Below are 18,616 nucleotides of genomic sequence, written 5' to 3'. Positions count from 1 at the left end.
CTAGGCGCTTCCGGCGGCCGAGCAGCAGGGCTCGACCGATGCTCGCAGTTGGTGTAGGCGGGCGCGCGGGGGCTACCGATAGCCTGGTATCCCACGCCAGAGCACCGCGAAGGAGTCCAATGTCCCGCCACGTCAGGCTCGCCGTCATCCCAGGTGATGGCATCGGTCCCGAGGTCGTCGCCGAGGCGGTGAAGGTGCTCGACGCCGTCGTCGATCCTGCTGAGGTCGCGTTCGAGAAGACCTACTTCGAGCTGGGCGCAGCGCGCTACCTGGCCACCGGCGATGTGCTGACCGACGACGACCTGCAGGCCATAGCGAGCCACGATGCGATCCTGCTCGGAGCCGTCGGCGGCAAGCCGGGTGACCCGAGGCTCGCCGGCGCGAACATCGAGCGCGGGCTCCTGCTGAAGCTGCGCTTCGCGCTGGACCACTACGTGAACCTGCGCCCGACGGCCATTCTGCCGGGTGTCACCAGCCCGCTGAGCGACCCGGGCGAGGTCGACTTCGTGGTGGTGCGCGAGGGCACGGAAGGTCCGTACGTGGGCAACGGCGGTGCCATCCGCGTCGGAACACCGCACGAGATCGCGAACGAGGTCTCGGTGAACACGGCGTTCGGAGTCGAGCGCGTGGTGCGCTATGCGTTCGGCCAGGCGCAGCGTCGCCGCAAGAGGCTCACGCTCGTGCACAAGACCAACGTTCTGGTGCACGCCGGGGGTCTGTGGAAGCGCATCGTCGATGCGGTGGCGGCGGAGCATCCGGATGTCACGGTCGACTACCTGCACGTCGACGCGGTGACCATCTTCCTCGTCACGGATCCTGCTAGATTCGATGTCATCGTCACGGATAACCTCTTCGGCGACATCCTGACCGATCTCGCGGCCGCGATCAGCGGCGGCATCGGTCTCGCGGCATCCGGCAACATCAACCCGGACGGCGCGTTCCCGAGCATGTTCGAGCCGGTCCACGGTTCGGCACCCGACATCGCCGGAGAGGAAAAGGCAGACCCCACCGCCGCCATCCTCTCCGTCGCTCTGCTGCTCGACCACCTCGGCCTCGAGGATGCCGCCGGCCGCGTTCGCGCAGCCGTCACCTCCGACCTCGCCGAGCGTTCGACCCAGCGGAGCACATCCGAGATCGGCGACGCGATCGCCGCTCGGCTGGCCGGCTGACCGCGCCCCTCGGCGCCTCAGGCGGCTGACGTAATCTGTTCTCGACGCGCTGCCGAGCTCGGCGCGTCGTCCGACCTCAAAGGGGATCACCGATGACCATTCCGCTCACTGACATCACGCCGCTCACGTGGCAGGTGACGCCGAACCCGGCGCCGCTCAGCCCGGCGGAGCGGGAGCAGATTCTGGCCGACCCGGGCTTCGGGCAGCACTTCACCGACCATATGGTCGACATCTGCTGGTCGGCGAAGGGCGGGTGGCACCGACCGCGGGTGAGCCCATACGGCCCCATTCAGCTCGAGCCGTCTGCCGCCGTGCTGCACTACGCGCAAGAGGTCTTCGAAGGGCTCAAGGCATACCGTCACCAGGACGGCTCCATCTGGGCGTTCCGGCCCGAGGCGAACGCACGGCGCATGCAGCGGTCGGCGCATCGGCTCGCCCTGCCCGAGCTCCCAAGCGAGTACTTCGTCGAGGCGATCCGCCGGCTGATCGCCGTCGACGGCGACTGGGTGCCGTCTGCGCCAGAGACGAGCCTCTACATCCGCCCGTTCATGTTCGCCAAGGAGGCGTTCCTCGGGGTGCGGCCCGCGAACAAGGTCGCGTTCTATGTGATCGCCAGCCCCGCGGGCGCGTACTTCAAGGGGGGCGTGGCGCCCGTGTCGATCTGGCTGTCCGAGGAGTACTCCCGGGCCGGAGTCGGAGGCACCGGCGCTGCGAAGACCGGCGGCAACTACGCCGCAAGCCTGCTTCCCCAGGCGGAGGCGTACGAGCACGGCTGCGCCCAGGTGCTGTTCCTCGATTCCGTCGAGGGCAAGTTCATCGAAGAACTCGGCGGCATGAACGTCGTGCTCGTCTACCGCGACGGCACGCTCGTGACTCCGGCGTCGGACTCCATCCTCGAGGGCATCACGCTCGAGTCGATCCTGCAGCTGGCGCGCGATCGGGGGCACCGAATCGAACAGCGACCCGTCTCCATCGACGAGTGGCGCGCGGGCGAGGCATCCGGCGACATCGTCGAGGTATTCGCGTGCGGAACGGCCGCCGTCATCACGCCCATCGCGCAGCTGAAGTCCCGCGACTTCACGATCGGCTCGGCCGACGCCCCCGCAGGCGAGCTGACGACGTCGTTGCGTCAAGAGCTCACCGACATCCAGTACGGGCGCATCGAGGACCGGCACAGCTGGCTCACGCGCATGGATGCCTGAGGCCGCATGAAGATCGCACGCTTCAGTCGCGAGGGCGCGCTCGCGTTCGGCGTCCTCGACGAGGAAGAACGAGAGTGGGTCGTGCTCAGCGGCGACCCCATGTACTCCGGATACGAGACGACAGGCGAACGTGTGAAGCTCACGGATGCCACGCTCCTGGCTCCCGTTCTTCCGCGTTCCAAGGTGATCGGCATAGGCCGCAACTACCGGGAGCACGCCGAGGAGATGGGCTCGGAGGCACCTGCCGAACCCCTCATGTTCCTCAAGCCGAATACGGCTGTGATCGGCCCGGATGACGCGATCGTCTTGCCGCGCCAGTCGCAGCGGGTCGAGCACGAGGGCGAACTCGTCGTCGTGATCGGCAGGATCGCCAAGGACGTGACGGCCGAGAACGCACTCGACTACGTGTTCGGGTACACGGTCGGCAATGACGTGACGGCTCGCGACCTGCAGCGCTCTGACGGGCAGTGGGCGCGTGCCAAGGGATTCGACACGTTCTGCCCGCTCGGACCGGTGATCGAGACCGAGTTCGACGCGGCATCCGCGAGCATCGAGACCCGGGTGAACGGGGAGGTGCGGCAGTCCGGGCACGTGGCGGATCTGATCCATGGGATCCCCGAGCTCGTCTCCTACGCATCCAGCGCTTGGACGCTGCTGCCTGGTGACGTCATCATGACGGGGACGCCAGCAGGAGTCGGGCCGCTCGCTCCGGGCGACCGGGTCGACGTCACCGTGAGCGGTATCGGAACGCTCTCCAACCCGGTGCGCGCCAAGGGCTGAGACCGGGACTGCGGCACGCGTACGGTCGGCCGGGCGGCAGGCGTCAATAGACTTCGGGCATGACGGATGGCTGGGGAGAGTTCTTCGTCGCCGTGGCCGGCGCGGCTGCTGCGCTGGCCGGCCTGATCATCGTGGCGATGAGCGTGACGATCAAACAGATCCTCGCCTCGCCCGCCCTTCCGTCACGAGCGGCATCGACCGTGAGCTCCATGGTGCTGATCCTCGTGGTCTCGGTGCTTGCGCTGATCCCGCACCAGCCGGACCTTGCCTTCGGCACGGAGGTCGTGCTCGCCAGCGCGGTGGGCCTCGTCCCACCGGCGGTCATGGTTCGTCGCATGGCCCGCGACTCGTCGTATCAGCGGTCGGCGTTGTCGCGGACGTTGATCGGCCTGATCGGGGTCGTGCCGGTGGCGCTCGCCCTGGTCGGGGGCATCCTGATCATGGTCGGTGCGTCTGCCGGCATGGCATTTCTGGCCGCCGCGATCGTGGCTGTTCTACCGACGGCCATGCTCAACGTGTGGGTGCTCCTCGTCGAGATCCAGCGCTGACCGTCGGGCTGAGCCGCTCGCTTGAGCGACCGAGGACGCGGAGCGCGTTCTCGACGTCCCCCGCGTCGTTCCACACGTGGAAGGCGACACGGGCGCGCCCTGCCCGGCCGGACGCGACGATCCCTGCTGCGCTCAGCGCGCGCAGGTCGTCGCCGCGCGCATCCGGCCACGTGACGATCGCGCTGCCCCTCGTCGGCAGCCCGAGTGCCTCGGCCAGCGCGTCGGCGAGCCCGACATCGTGCTGCTGCACCGACGCGATGTCGGCCGATGCGAACAGCTCGAGCGCGGGAGCAGCGCCGGCCGCTGCCTGCCATGCGGGCGACACATCAAACCGTCTGGCGGACGATGCCAGGGGAGCGGACGGGCCGTAGCACGACACCCACGGGTCCTCGCCCGCATACCAACCGGCATTGATCGGCGTCAGCTCCGCCGCGAAGTCCGGCGTGACGGTGAGGAAACAGACGCCGCGCGGCGAGCACAGCCACTTGTATGCGTGGCAGACGAAGGCATCCGCGAGCTCGGGACGAAGCGGCATCCATCCGGCCGCCTGCGTGGCATCGCACAGCACCCGCGCGCCTACGCGGGCGGCAGCGGCACGGATGCCTGCGGCATCCGCCACCTCGCCCGTCGCGGACTGCACGAGCGAGTAGACGACGAGCCAGGTGGCATCGTTCACCGCATCGGCAAGACCACGCAGCGGAACGTGCCGCACCCGCACGCCCCTGCGTTCGTGTTGCAGGAACGGGAAGACCACGGAGCTGAAGTCGCCGTCGACGCAGATCACCTCCGCGCCGTCTGGAACGGATGCCGCGATCATGCCGGCGAAGACGGAGCTCTGCGAGCCGATCGCGACGCGGTCCGTCTCGACGCCGGCGAGCCGAGCGAACGCTTCTCGCGACCGCGAGACCGCCTCGTCGTAGTATGCAGGGCTGGTGCCGCCCGACCGCCAGAGGTCGAGGTCGCGGCGCATGGCATCCGCAGCTGACGCGGGCGGCAGGCCGCCGGTGCATGCGGCGAGATAGCAGGCGCCCGTGCCCGCGAACTCTTCGCGGAGGGGTGCCAGTCCGATGCTCATGTTTCGAGCGTGCGCCTCGGCTTTCCATTGCACAATCGCAGGTGTTCGATCACAGCCATAACGGCAAGTTATGCTTCGCGCATGACTCTGCAGCAGGACCGGCCCCCGCTCGAACTCGATGCGCACACACTCCGCATCATCAGGGCCGTCGCCGAACACGGGTCGATCACGGCTGCGGCGGCATCCCTCGGGTTCAGTCAACCGGCCGTGAGCCAGCACCTGCGCAGAGCGGAGCTGCGCATCGGGATGCCGTTGGTCGCCAGATCAGGGCGCGGCGTTCGACTCACCGAGGCCGGTCGCGTGCTGGCCAGGCATGCCCGCACGATCACGACGGCATTGGATGCCGCGGCAGGCGAGCTCGCGGAGCTCTCCGGGCTGCGGTCGGGACGCGTTCGGCTCGCTGCGTTCCCCACCGCATCGTCCACGCTCGTGCCGCAAGTGCTGCGTAGGCTGCAGGCGGCGCATCCAGGGATCGGGGTCGGCTACCTGGAGGCCGAGCCGCCCGAGGCGGTGGAGGCCGTGCGAACTCAGCGGGCGGACCTCGCCATCACGTTCAGCTATCCAGGCGACCGGGTCGATCCGCACGCAGACGGCGCCCGGGGACTGGCCGTCGTGCCGCTGTGGCGAGACGAGATGATGGTGGCGGTTCCTGCCGGACATGCTGGGGCGGCATCCGATTCGGTCGACCTTGCCGGGCTGAGTCGCGACAGCTGGATTGCGGGATGCCCCAGGTGCCGGACACACCTTCTCGAGCTTGCCGACGGCTCCGGCTTCCGGCCTGATATCGCGTACGAGACCGACAACTTCACCGCGATGCTCGGAATGGTCTCCGCCGGCCTCGGCGTCGCCCTCATCCCGTCCCTTGCGCTGGCCGTGTCCGCGCTGCCCGCCGACGTCGTGGTGCGCCCGACGGCGAATCACGACTATCGCACCCTCCACCTAGTGGCAGCCAGGGGAAGCGATCAGGTGCCAGCGATCGCGGCAACGGCAACGGCCATCCTCGAACTGGATGCCAAGGCCTGGTCGCTCGCGCCCGTCGCCTCCGCTGGTTGAGCAGCCCGCCTAGCGGGCGTCCCTCCGCTGGTTGAGCAGCCCGCCTAGCGGGCGTGTCGAAACCTCCGCTCCCGACGAAGCCCGCCCTGGCCGCCCGTAGACTTGGTGGCGATGTCTGAGACCTCTTCGCCGGCCGCGTATTCGTTCAGCACCGCCACGGGTCGTGACGTGCGCGTGCGCTTCTGCCCATCGCCCACCGGCACTCCGCACGTGGGGCTGATCCGCACGGCGCTGTTCAACTGGGCGTACGCCAGGCACACCGGTGGAAAGCTCATCTTCCGCATCGAAGACACGGATGCCGCGCGCGACTCCGAGGAGAGCTACGAGCAGCTCCTCGACGCGCTCACCTGGCTCAACATCGACTGGGACGAGGGCGTCGTGAAGGGCGGCCCGGACGGCCCGTACCGGCAGTCCCAGCGCAGCGAGGTCTACGCGGCAGTGCTCGATCGGCTGATCGATTCGGGTCACGTCTACGAGAGCTACTCCACTCCCGAGGAGATCGAGCAGCGCAACATCGAAGCCGGGCGCCCCAAGCAGCACGGCTACGACAACGGCGACCGAGACCTCACCGAGGAACAGCGTGCAGCGTTCCGCGCAGAGGGCCGTCAGCCGGCCCTGAGGTTGCGGGTTCCCGACACCGATCTCGGATTCGATGACCTGGTGCGCGGCGCCATCACCTTCCCCGCCGGTTCGTTCAGCGACTTCGTCGTGGTGCGGCCGAACGGCCAGCCGCTGTACACGTTCGTGAATCCGGTCGACGATGCGCTCATGCGCGTGACCCACGTGCTGCGCGGCGAGGACCTGCTGCCGTCGACTCCGCGCCAGATCGCGCTCTACCGGGCACTGATCGACGTGGGACTCGCCGAATTCATCCCGCAGTTCGGCCATCTGCCGTCGGTGCTGGGCGAGAGCAACAAGAAGCTGTCCAAGCGTGACCCCGAATCCAACCTCTTCCATCACCGGGAGCGCGGGTTCATCCCGGAGGGTCTCGACAACTACCTGGCGCTGCTGGGCTGGGGATACTCCCACGACCGCGACGTCTTCACCCTGGACGAGATGGTGGAGAAGTTCGACGTCGAAGACGTCAATCCCAACCCGGCGAGGTTCGACCTCAAGAAGGCGGAGGCCATCAATGCCGACCACATCCGCATGCTCGACGTCGCCGACTTCACGAAGCGCACGATTCCCTACCTGGTCGAAGCAGGCATCCTGACCGAACCGCTGACCGACAGGCAGAAGGCAGTGCTGGATGCCGCGGCACCGCTCGTGCAGGAGCGCGTGCAACTGCTGGGGGAGACCCCGGGGATGCTCGGCTTCTTGTTCACAGATGCCGCCGCACTCCATCACGACGACGACGCGCTGGCTACGCTGCCGGCCAACGTCGACGAGGTGCTGCGCGACTCCATCGCGGCGCTCGACCGTTTGGGCGAGCATCTATGGACGCACGACGGCATCGAGGTCACGTTGCGTGCTGCTCTCATCGAGGTGCTCGGCCTGAAGCCGCGCGTAGCGTTCGGCCCGCTCCGAGTGGCGGTGAGCGGACGCCGTGTCTCGCCGCCGCTGTTCGAGTCGATGGAGATTCTCGGCAAAGTGGAGACCCTCGCGAGGCTGCAGCGCCTGCTCGAGCACGTGAGTGCGGCGGACTGAGCCTCAGCCGGCGGCCGAGACAAAGGCGTCGGCCTCGTCTGCCAGCCGCTCCCACTCGAGATTCGAGACTGGATCGAGCGAGAACCACTCCTTCATCGGGGTGCCCTTGTTCGCGTCGAATCGGATGCCCGCGCCCGACTCCACGAGAGACGTCACGCGCGCGGACGGCAACTTGACGACCAGCCGTCCGCGAACGAGCATCGCAAAGATGCGTCCGTTCACGCGCAGAGCGCTGGATCCGAACCCGGCTGTCGCCCCAGGAGGCACCACGCCTTCCCGATCGAGGAACAACGCGACGAGGTCATCGAACCGTGCGACAGCGTGGTCGTCGGCTGAGGCATCCGGCTTCGTCACGCGCTCACCGTAGCTGCCGCGGCTCGTGCCCTCAAGGCGCTCGCCTCGACGCGGCCATGCGGGAGCCGTTGCGACAGGGGCGCGTAGCACCCCTTGCGCGTCTCGAATCGCGAGCACGCCGCCGTTTTGGCCGCCGCGGCCCACGTCCGGTAAAGTGATCATTCGTGCCGCTTTCGGGCGGCGCGTTCCGGGCTCTTATTCCCGGCACTCGGTTCCGCCCTCAGGGGTAGACCGGTGGGGTATGGTGTAATTGGCAACACGGCTGATTCTGGTTCAGTTGTTCTTGGTTCGAGTCCAGGTACCCCAGCTTTCAAGCCCCGGGTTTTCCGGGGCTTTTCGCTTGTCAAGGCTGCCTTGCGGGTGGTCCACGGCCCGGGCGAAGTCAAAGCCGAGTCTGTGGCCCGGACACGTGGGGGACTGCCGCACCCGAAGCGGCAGTCCGACGCGTGCCTTGCTATCGCCGGCGAGTGAGCCTGGCGAAGGACGTGGATCCGGCGATTCGCGACCGGAGGCAGATGAGTGCGCCTGCGCCGAGGAGAAGTAGTGCTGCGAACGCCCACGGCAGTGCGTTGGAGCCGCTCTCGGCCAATGCTCCAGAGCCCGTTTGCGACGCGGCTGCAGCTTGTGCGGCTGCCTGCGCCGCTGCGGCTTGGGCGGCCGCCTGCGCCGCGGCTGCTGCTTGCGCAGCTTGTGCCGCTGCGATCTGCTCGGGAGTGGGTGTGCTGGCGCCGATCGCCGATCGCGTGGCGCAGTCGGTCGGGCGGTTGATCACGTCGGAGTCGAGGGTCACGGCGCCGTTGCGTGCCAGGAGCCGACCCGAGATGGTAGCGCCGGTGTCGGCGGTGATCGACGTTAGGGCCATGACGGTTCCCGCGAACGTTGAGCCGGTGCCGAGCGTGGCGGAGGATCCGATCTGCCAGAACACGTTGCAGGAGTTCGCGCCCCCGGTGAAGGCGACCGTACTGGCGGAGCTGGTGATCAGGGTGCTGGCTGACTGGAAGATGAAGACCGAGCTGGCAGAGCCGTTCAGGGTCACTGTTCCATTGAGGGCCAATGCGTTACTCGAGTACACGCCGGGTACGAGGGTTTGGCTGGCGAGGTCCGTGATGCCCGACGCGTCGGGCGGACGGCCTGCCGTGTCATCGTAGGCGGTGGTGAGGTCGGCCTGCGCCTTTTGAGCTTGTGCGTCCGTGGCGTGGATCACGCCATTGGAGATGACGCCAGGCGGAAAGCCAGTGACGGCAATCCCCGGGCTGAGGCCGACGTCACCGTTGGTGACCGTGGTAGCGCCCGTGTTGGTGACGGTGGTCCCGGCGAGGACCTCGTAGCTGTCTGCTGTCCCCAGTCGGACGGTCGCCTGGACTGACCCGGCGGCGTAGGCGGGACCCGCCGCCCCGAGGATGATGAGCGCCGTGATCCCCACAGCCACCGTGGCGGGTAGAACCAGTCGCCTGGGGCGGAATTCAGCAGTCGACGTACGTGCGGTATGAGTGAACTGTGCTGAAGACACTGGAGCCCCGATGCTCTGTGCGGATAGTCCGTCACCTGGATCTAGGGCAACAGTCGCAGGCTACGCGCAGTAGACAATCCTGTAAAGATAGACAGGAACTTCCGCCGTGCGGGCGATCGGGTTGTTCCGCCGAGTTGCGCCCTAGCCTCTTCCCTGAGGCAGCCGGGCCGTGACTGCATCGAAAGCTTTCTGAACCTCTGCGTAAGCGCGGGCGTCCATCGGGTCATCTGTGGCGATCGCCTCGGCTTCGTCTTCGCTCATCACGATCATTCCGCGTGATCCGTGTGAGTAGCGAGCCAACGCTTCCAGCCACTTGCGGTTCAGCGCTCGTGGCTCCGGCTGCTGAAACAGGAACTGGATGGGAATGGCTGGGCTGAGCCAGATGCTGACCCGGCCGCTGCCCTGATCTAACGGCACCCTCCAGCTGAGGAGAAAGCCCTCCTGTAGACGCAGTTTCGACGTGATTGCGATCTTCAGGTGCGCGAGAGTTCGGTCGTCGAAGGAGTACTGCGCCGCGTTGTTGTACACGAGAAATCCCACATATCGATACTGACACCAACGCGCGAATCGGTACCTCGCCGGCGGCCGCTGCCGACCCCCGACCGCGACGAATGCGTCATCGTGCGAAGTACCCGCGGTAGTACTCGTACACCCAGCCGATGAGACAGACGATCCCGAAGCCTGCGCCGATGACTAGTTGTGGATCTCGTCCTCAGCGCACGGTCACTTCGACCTGTGCTCGGGCTTTCCTCCGGAGGTGCTCTTGCCTTTCGTTGTGTCCTTGCCCCGCGTCCGGGCTCGCGTCTTGGACGTGGACTTCGGTTTGCCGACGCGCTGTGGCGATGGGGCTGCCGGCTCAGTCGCCTTCGCGATGGCCTCAGCGGCGCGCACAAGGGTCAGATGGGTCAGCGCCTGCGGAGTGTTGCCCACTTGCCGGTGCACTACCGGATCGTATTCCTCACTGAGGAGTCCGAGGTCGTTCGCGTATCCGAGCAGGCGGCTCATCAACTCGTGGGCATCAACGAGCCGTCCGGAGCGCGCGTACTGCTCAACGAGCCAGAATGAGCAGGCCAGGAACGGATGCTCACCCGGCGGCAGACCGTCGACACTCTTCCGCGTCCGGTAACGCAGCGGCAGACCGTTGTGCATCAGGTCCTTCTCGATGGCCGCAACCGTTCCGAGCATCTTCGGGTCGTCGGGGGCGCAGTAGCCCACCTGAGGCAACTGGAGCAGAGCGGAATCCACCTCACTCGTGCCGAAGTACTGGGTGTACGACTTCTTCTTGCCGTCGTACCCCTTGGTCTCGATCTCTTGCCGCGTCTGATCGCGCAACTCCTCCCAATGCTCCACGGGACCGTCCAGACCGAAGTCGCGCGCCCCGCGCACCGCGCACTCGTACGCGGCCCAGACCATGGCGCGCGATTGCGTGAAATAACGTGGGTTGCCGCGGATCTCCCAGATTCCCTTGTCGGGCCGGTCGCCGTGCTTCTCCAGGAACGTCACGAGGGCCTTCTGCAGCTCCCAGGAGAACTCCGTCTCCTTGATGCCGGCCTGCCTCGCCTCCTGAAGGGCGAGCATGACCTGCCCGACCACACCGGCCTGGAATTGCTTGTAGGCGGCGTTGCCGACGCGCACCGGTGCAGAGCCCTGATATCCGGGCAGGCTCGTCAGCTCCCGCTCGGCCAGGTAGCGTTCGCCCTTCAGCCCGTACATGATCTGCACGTCCGCTGGGTCTCCGGCGATGGCACGTAGCAGCCAGTCGCGCCAGTGAACCACGGCCCCCTTGTAGCCATGCCGGATCAGCACGGAGATCGTCATGGACGCATCGCGAAGCCACACGAACCGGTAGTCCCAGTTGCGTTCGCCTCCGAACTCCTCCGGCAGGCTCGTCGTGGCCGCGGCGACGATGCCGCCCGTCTCGGTGAAGGTCAATGCCCGGAGCATGATCAGGGACCGCACGACCGCTTCCCGGTACGGCCCCTTGTACTCGCACCGTTCGGACCATTCAGTCCACCAGGTCTTCGTTCCCTTGAGCAGGGGATCCACCTTCGGAGGTGCCGGAGGCGAGGTGTGGGAGGCGAACCACGACAGGCTCAGGTCCACCACCTCACCCTCGGAGACCGAGAAGTCGGCGACGTGCGAGTTCCCCTGTACCGCGAGCTCTGGCCCGCGAACGATCGCGGAATCACCGCCGGCCACCGCCAACAGTGCCTTACGAGAGCCCTCCTTCTCCATGCGCACCCACGGCAGCGCATCCGCGTAACCGAACCGGATGCGGATCTCAGCGTGCATGTCGACCGTGCCCGAAATGCCGCGAACACGTCGGATGATGGTGGACCGGTCGTCCGCGGCAGGCATGAAGTCGGTGACCTCGACCTCACCGTCGCTGGTGAGCCAGCGCGTGATCAGGACCAGTGTCTCGCCCTCGTAACGTCTCGCCGACGTGGCGCGCGGCTCGGCGGGGGCCAATAGCCAGCGGCCATGCTCCTCCGTGCCCAGCAGGGCGCCGAACATCGACGGCGAGTCGTAATGCGGCAGGCACAGCCAGTCGATACTTCCGTCGCGACCCACGAGTGCCGCCGAGTAGCAGTCACTGATCAGTCCGTAGTCTTCGATCCCCAACGCCATTCACCCAGGAATACGCGCCCGCTCCGCACGTGGCAACCGGTCGCGACGAGGTTGACAAGCCGCCGCACTGAACCGAGATCTGTCGTGCGATCCGGTTCGACTCTCGACCTAGGGCCGTGCAACGCCGAGTTCCCGCTGATGGGATCGGGCGGCGAGCATCCAGGTCGGTGGGTCAGAATCTTGGTACCTCCACGAGAGCGCCGCCGGCCAGCGCCGACTCATGCGCCGCGATGCCGGTCGCTGTCCAGTTGGCCGCGCGCACCTGATCGATTGCCGGCGCTCGCCCTTCGACGATGCTCGAGACGAACTCGTTGACGAGGTGCGGGTGCGAACCACCGTGGCCGCCACCCTGGACGAAGGAACGATGGCTACTGTCGGTGAACTGGCGCGTGTAGCGTCGGATCGGCTCGGGCAGAAGGTCAGCGCGATCGGGTGCCTCGATCCGTTCGGCCGTGATCGTGCGGCCCCGCCCCGTGGTCTCGGCTCCCATCGTGTACAGCAACGGGGACTCTGACTCGTCCTGCGGCCACTCGAAGCCCTGCCGGTCGCCGTAGATCGAGAACGACTCGGTATACGAGCGGGCGAGTTGGAACAGCGAGCGGGTGATCTCCACGACGGTGTCGCGCCCCTCGAGCTGAACCAGCGCGGACTCGACGGCGAACGGATTCCCGTATTCGCCCCGATTCTCGGGCCGGAGCCGGCCGCCGCCGATCGCTTGCACGGTGGAAGCGCGGGCGTCGAGCACTCGCAGGATCGGTGACACAGCGTGGGTCGCGTAGAACATGGGCGGCAGGCCGGTCCAGTATGGCGGCCAGTCGGTCATGTCTTGAAAGTGCGTCCCCCTGGCGTAGCCGATCTCGCCCATCGATCCCGACCGAAGCAGTTCCTCCGCGAACAGGTACTCCCTGGTGTAAACGGCCGTCTCCATCATCATGTAGACCTTGCCGGAGCGTGCCTGCGCGTCGATGATGCGTTGGATGTCGTCGAAGGTCAGCGCCATCGGAACCGTACAGGCGACGTGCTTTCCGGCATCCAACGCTGTGATGACGTGCTCGGCGTGGTCGGCAAGCCCGCTCAGGATGTGGACGGCGTCGATGGTCGGATCGCCGAGAACCGCATCGAGGCTCTCGTGAACGGAGTCGATGCCGAACCGTTCTGCCGCGGCCTCGCGCAATGACGGCCGCAGATCGGCGATCGCGACGTGCGAAACCGAAGGGTGGTCCCGGTAGATCGGTACGAATTCCTTTCCGAACTCCAGGCCCACGACGGCGACGCTCAGGCCCTGCTCGTGGCTGGGCGCTCGCCCGTTAGACGACGTCTCTGTCTGCATGTGCTGCTCTCGATTCTCGGCGATGAAGTCGGCGCGCTCGGTGTGAACCGGATAGGCAGCGGGGCGCCCCGGGGCGGATGTCGGAGCCATTGTGACACCCTGAGCAAGCGCTTGTCCACGGCATTCCGAGACAGAGAGGGCCGCCACCGCGTTCGCGGTTGGGTCAGATGCGACCCTCTCGGTCCGTCGCCGTGCGCTCGCCGAGTGCAACTGTTGTCTCGCCGACCACGAGCGAGACCGGCTCATAGTGACCGCCGGACTCGTAGGAGCCATCACTCGCGCTGAGCAGGAACTCGGCAGCCCTGCTACCGACCGCATTGAGGTTCAGCTCGACCGTCGTGAGCAGATTGTCGTGATTGCCCACGAGCCCCTCCCAGTTGTCGACCCCCACGAGGGCCACGTCATCTGGTACGCGTAGCCCGGCGGCGCGGAGCACGCCATATGCGCCCAGCGCGATCTGGTCGTTGCCGCAGAAGATGGCGTCGAACTCACCGGCGCGTTCCAGCATGTGGGTCGCCGCTTCCGCTCCCCAGCGCCTTGTCCAGTTGCCCACCATAGGCTCACCGAGCGCGACGGGGAGAGCAGCCGCGTCGAGCACCTCGCGGTACCCGCGAGCGCGGTCCTCCGCGCCGATGTCGTGCTTCGAGCTGATGTGCGCGATTTTCGTGCGCCCGATCTCGACCAGGTGCTCGGTCGCGATGCGGCCCGCCATCTTGTTGTCGGGCATGAACCAGGCGTCGGCCGGGTTGTCTGAGACCGCGTAGGCGTAGGCGACCGGCACATCGAAGCCCTCGCTGATGGACCGCAGCGGCGAGCCGAGCTGACCGTCGCCGAGCACCAGCAGCCCGTCGATGCGACGGGCGTGGAGCTTGCGCACGCTTTCTTTGACGACGGATTCTTCGGCACGCGCGTCGTACAGGAGCGTTGCCACGTCCATCTTGCCGAGCGTGCTCGTCACGCCTGTCAGCACTGGCATGGCGAAAACGGCGGGCGCGTTCACGGTGAGCACCCCGACCGTCTTGCTGATCCCCTGTGCGAGAAACTGCGCCTGCGCGTTCGGACGGAAGTCGAGGCTTTCCGCCGCCTGCAGGATGCGCTTCCGGGTTTCCGCCGAGACCCGCCCACCGCCTCGAAGCACTCGCGACGCCGTCGACAGGTCGACCTTTGCCGCAGCTGCGACGTCGCTCAGTGTGACCGGCTTCGCCACGCGCGCTCCTTGCTCGTCCACTCGTCCTTGCGGATGCTCGCGAATGTGCTCTGAGCATATCGGCGCGACCTGCTCGTCCCCGGGTGGACCCTGATGTCACCCCTCGGCGTCGATCTGCTGCTGTCGGTGACGGAACTGCATCCCCGTCAAGCATCCCAGCGACGCGGTCCCGTGCCGTCGCCGGTGTCGCCGAGGGTGTCGTCTGGGTTTTGCAGGCTGCAGGTGCGCAGGCTCAGGCATCCGCAACCGATGCAGCCTGTCAGATCGTTGCGCAGGTGCTCGAGCGCCGTGATGCGGACGTCGAGAGCCTTCCGCCATACCGACGACAGGCGGGCCCAGTCGCGCTTGGTGGGGGTGCGGCCCTCGGGAAGCGACTCCAGGGCGGCTCGGATGTCTGCCAGCGGTATGCCTACGCGTTGCGAGACCCTGATGAACGCCACCCTACGCAGCACGTCTCGGCGATACCGACGCTGATTGCCCGTCGTTCGTTCGCTCGCCAGCAGCCCTTTGCGTTCATAGAAGCGCAGCGCGGAGACGGCGAGCCCGCTGCGCTCGGCCACCTCGCCGACGGTGAGCATGCGGCGCGCGCCGCCGTTCAGCTGGGGCACTAGGTCTCCTCGGATGCGTCCGCCATCGCGCGCCGATCGCGCAATTGACCTCAACTTTAGTTGAGGTTTTAGGGTTGAGGATCATGACGGACGACACGGACACCGCCCCAGACACCGCGCCTCCGGCGTCTACCGAGCCACTCGACGGCGTGCTCGGCCCGCACTTCCGCTGGATCACCATCGGCATGTGCGCACTCGTGCTGTTCGTGGCGTTCGAGGCGATGGCCGTCACGACCGTGATGCCGGTGATCGCACGCGACTTGCACGGGACATCGCTCTACACACTGGCGTTCTCCGGGTCGACCGCCATCAGCGTGGTCGGCATGGTCGTGGCCGGCGCGTGGTGCGATCGGCGCGGACCATCCGCGCCGCTGGTGCTCGCCGTGGTGCTCTTCGTGATCGGACTCGCGATCGCCGGCCTCGCGCCGAACATGGTCGTCTTCGTGCTCGGACGCCTGGTGCAGGGGCTCGGCGGCGGCGCCCTGACCGTTGCGGTGTACGTCGTCGTGGCGCGGCAGTATCCTCCGCGGCTGCAGCCTCACATCTTCGTGGGCTTCTCAACGGCCTGGGTCGTGCCTTCGCTGATCGGACCCTTTCTGGCCGGACTTCTCGCCGAGACGGTGGGCTGGCGCTGGATCTTCCTCGGCGTGATCGCGGTCGCAGTCGTAGGTCTCGTGATGATCCGGCGCGTGCTGGGCGCATCCGGCAATGTCGAGGACGACGCCGCGTCATGGCGGCCGGCCCGCATCGGGTGGTCGATCGTCGCGGCCCTCGCCGTGCTCGCACTCGGCACCGCAACCGAGCTCGACGTGTTCTGGCGGTGGACCGTGTTCGCCCTGGCCGTCGCCGTGCTTGCCGTGGCCGTGCGGCCTCTGTTGCCCCGCGGAACGCTGCGGTTGCGCCGCGGTCTGCCCTCGGTGATGAGCACCCGCATCTTCATCACCGGTGCGGAGCTAGCGTGCGAGGTCTACGTTCCCTACCTGCTGATCAGTCGTTACGGCATGAGCCCTGCGATTGCCGGGCTCGCGCTGACGGGCGGTGCGATCGCATGGTCGGGAGGCTCTTGGCTGCAGGGCAGGCTCGGCCCGCGCATGTCGAACCGCGGCTGGATCGTGCTCGGCGTCTGCTCCATCGCGCTCGGGCTGGTCGGGACAACCGTGATCTCGGCACTGGGTCTCTCGCCGTTCGTCGTGTTCGGCGTGTGGATCTTCGCCGGCCTCGGCATGGGCATCGCAACCCCGCGGCTGTCCGTGGTGATGATCGCCTACTCGACGCCCACCGACCAGGGTTTCAACAGTTCGGCGCAGGCGATCGCGGATGCCGTGGGTGGCGCATCCGGAGTGGCAATCGCCGGCCTCGTGTTCGCGTCGCTCGCGGGGGCCGGCGGTTCATGGCCGTTCACGGCGTGCTTCCTGCTCGGAACGGCACTGGCCATCGCGGCGCTCGCGACGGCCGCCCGAGTGGGCACCGATCGGTGACCCCGCCCGGGTGCCGTTTGCCGTAGCGTCGTGACTTGTGACGATTTCCCTCGGATACCAGATACCGAACTTCACCTACCCGGGCGGCGCTGAGACGCTGTTCGACACCGTCGTGGCGCAGGCAAGCGAAGCCGAGGGCAGCGGCTTCGACACCGTGCTCGTGATGGACCACTTCTACCAGCTGCCCGGCATCGGCACGCCCGACCAGCCGATGATGGAGGCATACTCCACCCTCGCGGCGCTCGCTGCCTCGACAAGCACCGTTCAACTCTCGGCGCTCGTGACGGGCAACACGTATCGCAACCCGACCCTGCTGGCCAAGACGGTCACGACTCTGGATGTGATCAGTCACGGCCGCGCGATCCTCGGCATCGGCGCGGGTTGGTTCGAACTCGAGCATGAGCAGCTCGGCTTCGATTTCGACACCTTCACCGAGCGGTTCGAGAAGCTCGACGAGGCGTTGCAGATCATCCATCCGATGCTCAGAGACGAGCGGCCCGAATTCGTGGGCACGTGGTATCGAGCGCACGGCGCGATGAACGTGCCACGGTTCCGAGAGAGCATCCCGATCATGCTCGGGGGCCAGGGTGAGAGGAAGACGTTCCGGCTCGCGGCGCGTTACGCCGACCACATGAACATCATCTGCGCGATCGAAGACCTTCCGCACAAGGTGCAGGTCGTAAAGCAGCGGGCCGAGGAAATCGACCGCGACCCGGCGACGCTGAAGACGAGCTACCTTGCCAGCGTCGCGCTGGTGGAGAGCCAGGCAGAGGTCGACACGATCCTGCAGAGCATTCCAGAGGAGCGCCGCAACCGTGCCTTCGTCGGCACGGCCGAGGTGCTCGCCGAACGCATCCAGACCCAGATCCTCGATGCAGGCGTCGATGGCGTCATCATCAACGCTCCGCGCAACGGACACATCCCCGGCATAGTGGCCGCGCTCGGAGAGACTCTCACCCCACTCCTGCACTGAGCAGCGATAGAGGTGCCGAGGGCCGAGGGGTAGGTTGCGCGTATGAGCCGCCGAACAGGTGCGGCCGCGCTGGCCATACTTCTCGCCGTCATGCTCGCAGGATGCACCGGTGGCCACCACACGGCCGAAACAGCCCCTTCGTCGGGCTCGGCTGCCCGGCCCGGTACCGCGAGTACGGCACCCTCGGCACCCTCTGCCTCCGATCGGCTGCAGCACGTCGTCGTCATCGTGGACGAGAACAAGCCCGCGACGTCGGTGGTCGGCAACTCGGCCGCGCCCTATCTCAACAGCCTCGCGCACGCCTACGCGCTGGCTAGGCAGTACTCAGCGATCACGCATCCAAGCCTTCCGAACTACCTGGCGCTCACCAGCGGGACGACGGCGGGAATCACGAGCGACTGCAATCCGCCGGGTGGTTCCTGCCTCGTCACCGGACCGAACATCGCCCAGGCCATCGACCACGCCGGTCTTACGTGGAAGATGTACGCGGAGAGCATGCCGGCACCGTGCACCACGGCGAACACCTCCCTCTACGCCGTCAAGCACAACCCGTTCCTCTACTTTCCGAGCGTGACCGGCGATGCGCGCTACTGCTCGTCCCACGACGTGCCATACACACAGTTCGCGGCAGACCTGGCGTCCGAGGCGACACTTCCCACGTATTCGTTCATCAGCCCGAACCTCTGCAACGACATGCACGACTGCTCCATCGCCACCGGCGACGCGTGGCTGGCAGCAGCCGTGCCGCGCATCCTCGCATCGCCCGCGTTCACGAAGCAGCGCTCGCTTCTCATCGTCACCTTCGACGAAGGGGATGCCTCGGACAACGTGATCCCGTGCATATTCGCCGGGCCGGCCGCCCGCCCGCACGCCGTCTCGACGAGCGCGTTCACGCACTACTCGCTTCTGCGCACCATCGAGGACCAGTTGGGACTTGCCCCGCTGACCGGGCAGGACGCGGCTGCGCCGCCAATGACGGCGCTGCTGCGCTGACGATGGGGCTTGCGCAAAACCTCACTGTGCTCTCGCTGTCCGGCTTCGCAGTCCATACGTT

At 67.0% G+C, this 18,616-nt stretch carries 17 protein-coding genes and 1 tRNA gene; 10 read left to right on the top strand and 8 right to left on the bottom strand.

What is annotated here, in order from left to right; translation table 11 throughout:
• The first annotated feature begins 119 nt into the window (after positions 1-119).
• The 4 genes from ACO2Q7_RS03600 (at position 120) to ACO2Q7_RS03585 (ending at position 3,699) form a co-directional block, all read left to right on the top strand.
• A complete protein-coding gene (locus ACO2Q7_RS03600) occupies positions 120-1,169 on the top strand; it encodes a 3-isopropylmalate dehydrogenase (protein ID WP_423354260.1) in 1,050 nt (349 codons plus the stop codon).
• 92 nt (positions 1,170-1,261) lie between these two features.
• A complete protein-coding gene (locus ACO2Q7_RS03595; RefSeq protein ID WP_423354259.1) occupies positions 1,262-2,371 on the top strand; it encodes a branched-chain amino acid aminotransferase in 1,110 nt (369 codons plus the stop codon).
• A gap of 6 nt (positions 2,372-2,377) precedes the next feature.
• On the top strand, positions 2,378-3,151 hold the full coding sequence (locus tag ACO2Q7_RS03590) for a fumarylacetoacetate hydrolase family protein (protein ID WP_423354258.1): 774 nt from the start codon (positions 2,378-2,380) through the stop codon (positions 3,149-3,151).
• A gap of 59 nt (positions 3,152-3,210) precedes the next feature.
• On the top strand, positions 3,211-3,699 hold the full coding sequence (locus ACO2Q7_RS03585; protein ID WP_423354257.1) for a hypothetical protein: 489 nt from the start codon (positions 3,211-3,213) through the stop codon (positions 3,697-3,699).
• Here the strand turns inward: ACO2Q7_RS03585 and ACO2Q7_RS03580 are convergent.
• Positions 3,662-4,774 carry an aminotransferase class V-fold PLP-dependent enzyme gene (locus ACO2Q7_RS03580; RefSeq protein WP_423354256.1) on the bottom strand — a complete coding sequence of 371 codons (1,113 nt, stop codon included), beginning with the start codon at positions 4,772-4,774 and terminating at the stop codon, positions 3,662-3,664. The two genes, ACO2Q7_RS03585 and ACO2Q7_RS03580, sit on opposite strands and share 38 nt — an antisense overlap.
• Before the next feature lie 81 nt (positions 4,775-4,855).
• On the opposite strand from ACO2Q7_RS03580, the gene ACO2Q7_RS03575 reads away from it, so the two are divergent.
• Both ACO2Q7_RS03575 and gltX read left to right on the top strand, forming a co-directional pair.
• A complete protein-coding gene (locus tag ACO2Q7_RS03575; protein WP_423354255.1) occupies positions 4,856-5,827 on the top strand; it encodes a LysR family transcriptional regulator in 972 nt (323 codons plus the stop codon).
• Between the two features lie 111 nt (positions 5,828-5,938).
• Positions 5,939-7,474, top strand: coding sequence for a glutamate--tRNA ligase (gene gltX / locus ACO2Q7_RS03570; RefSeq protein WP_423354254.1), 1,536 nt, complete (start codon positions 5,939-5,941; stop codon positions 7,472-7,474).
• A gap of 3 nt (positions 7,475-7,477) precedes the next feature.
• Here gltX and ACO2Q7_RS03565 read toward each other — a convergent pair whose 3' ends face one another.
• Positions 7,478-7,828 carry a hypothetical protein gene (locus tag ACO2Q7_RS03565; RefSeq protein WP_423354253.1) on the bottom strand — a complete coding sequence of 117 codons (351 nt, stop codon included), beginning with the start codon at positions 7,826-7,828 and terminating at the stop codon, positions 7,478-7,480.
• Positions 7,829-8,063: 235 nt separating this feature from the next.
• On the opposite strand from ACO2Q7_RS03565, the gene ACO2Q7_RS03560 reads away from it, so the two are divergent.
• Positions 8,064-8,135: transfer RNA gene (locus tag ACO2Q7_RS03560), tRNA-Gln, on the top strand.
• A gap of 147 nt (positions 8,136-8,282) precedes the next feature.
• Here ACO2Q7_RS03560 and ACO2Q7_RS03555 read toward each other — a convergent pair.
• The 6 genes from ACO2Q7_RS03555 to soxR all read right to left on the bottom strand — a co-directional run bounded on the left by ACO2Q7_RS03555 (position 8,283) and on the right by soxR (position 15,081).
• A complete protein-coding gene (locus ACO2Q7_RS03555) occupies positions 8,283-9,257 on the bottom strand; it encodes an ice-binding family protein (protein WP_423354252.1) in 975 nt (324 codons plus the stop codon).
• A gap of 222 nt (positions 9,258-9,479) precedes the next feature.
• Entirely contained in the window at positions 9,480-9,866 is a 387-nt protein-coding gene (locus ACO2Q7_RS03550; RefSeq protein ID WP_423354251.1) for a hypothetical protein, read from the bottom strand.
• A 195-nt stretch (positions 9,867-10,061) separates the two neighbouring features.
• Complete coding sequence (locus ACO2Q7_RS03545; RefSeq protein WP_423354250.1) at positions 10,062-11,966, bottom strand: glycoside hydrolase family 15 protein; 1,905 nt, start codon at positions 11,964-11,966, stop codon at positions 10,062-10,064.
• A gap of 172 nt (positions 11,967-12,138) precedes the next feature.
• Positions 12,139-13,386, bottom strand: coding sequence for a Gfo/Idh/MocA family protein (locus tag ACO2Q7_RS03540; RefSeq protein WP_423354249.1), 1,248 nt, complete (start codon positions 13,384-13,386; stop codon positions 12,139-12,141).
• 73 nt (positions 13,387-13,459) lie between these two features.
• Positions 13,460-14,503: a LacI family DNA-binding transcriptional regulator gene (locus tag ACO2Q7_RS03535; RefSeq protein WP_423354248.1), complete on the bottom strand. Its 1,044-nt coding sequence runs from the start codon at positions 14,501-14,503 to the stop codon at positions 13,460-13,462.
• Positions 14,504-14,649: 146 nt separating this feature from the next.
• A complete protein-coding gene (gene soxR, locus ACO2Q7_RS03530; RefSeq protein ID WP_423355951.1) occupies positions 14,650-15,081 on the bottom strand; it encodes a redox-sensitive transcriptional activator SoxR in 432 nt (143 codons plus the stop codon).
• Between the two features lie 113 nt (positions 15,082-15,194).
• Between soxR and ACO2Q7_RS03525 the strand changes: the two genes are divergently transcribed.
• Genes ACO2Q7_RS03525 through ACO2Q7_RS03515 form a run of 3 tightly spaced genes read left to right on the top strand, consistent with a single transcriptional unit; the run spans position 15,195 to position 18,555 of the window.
• Positions 15,195-16,589: an MFS transporter gene (locus tag ACO2Q7_RS03525; RefSeq protein ID WP_423354247.1), complete on the top strand. Its 1,395-nt coding sequence runs from the start codon at positions 15,195-15,197 to the stop codon at positions 16,587-16,589.
• Positions 16,590-16,626: 37 nt separating this feature from the next.
• Entirely contained in the window at positions 16,627-17,562 is a 936-nt protein-coding gene (locus ACO2Q7_RS03520; RefSeq protein WP_423354246.1) for an LLM class F420-dependent oxidoreductase, read from the top strand.
• A gap of 42 nt (positions 17,563-17,604) precedes the next feature.
• Entirely contained in the window at positions 17,605-18,555 is a 951-nt protein-coding gene (locus ACO2Q7_RS03515; protein WP_423354245.1) for an alkaline phosphatase family protein, read from the top strand.
• Positions 18,556-18,616: the final 61 nt, after the last annotated feature.

The organism is Rathayibacter sp. KR2-224 (assembly GCF_049446075.1).
Lineage (GTDB): Bacteria > Actinomycetota > Actinomycetes > Actinomycetales > Microbacteriaceae > Humibacter.
This window is presented reverse-complemented; position numbering and strand designations above follow the sequence as displayed.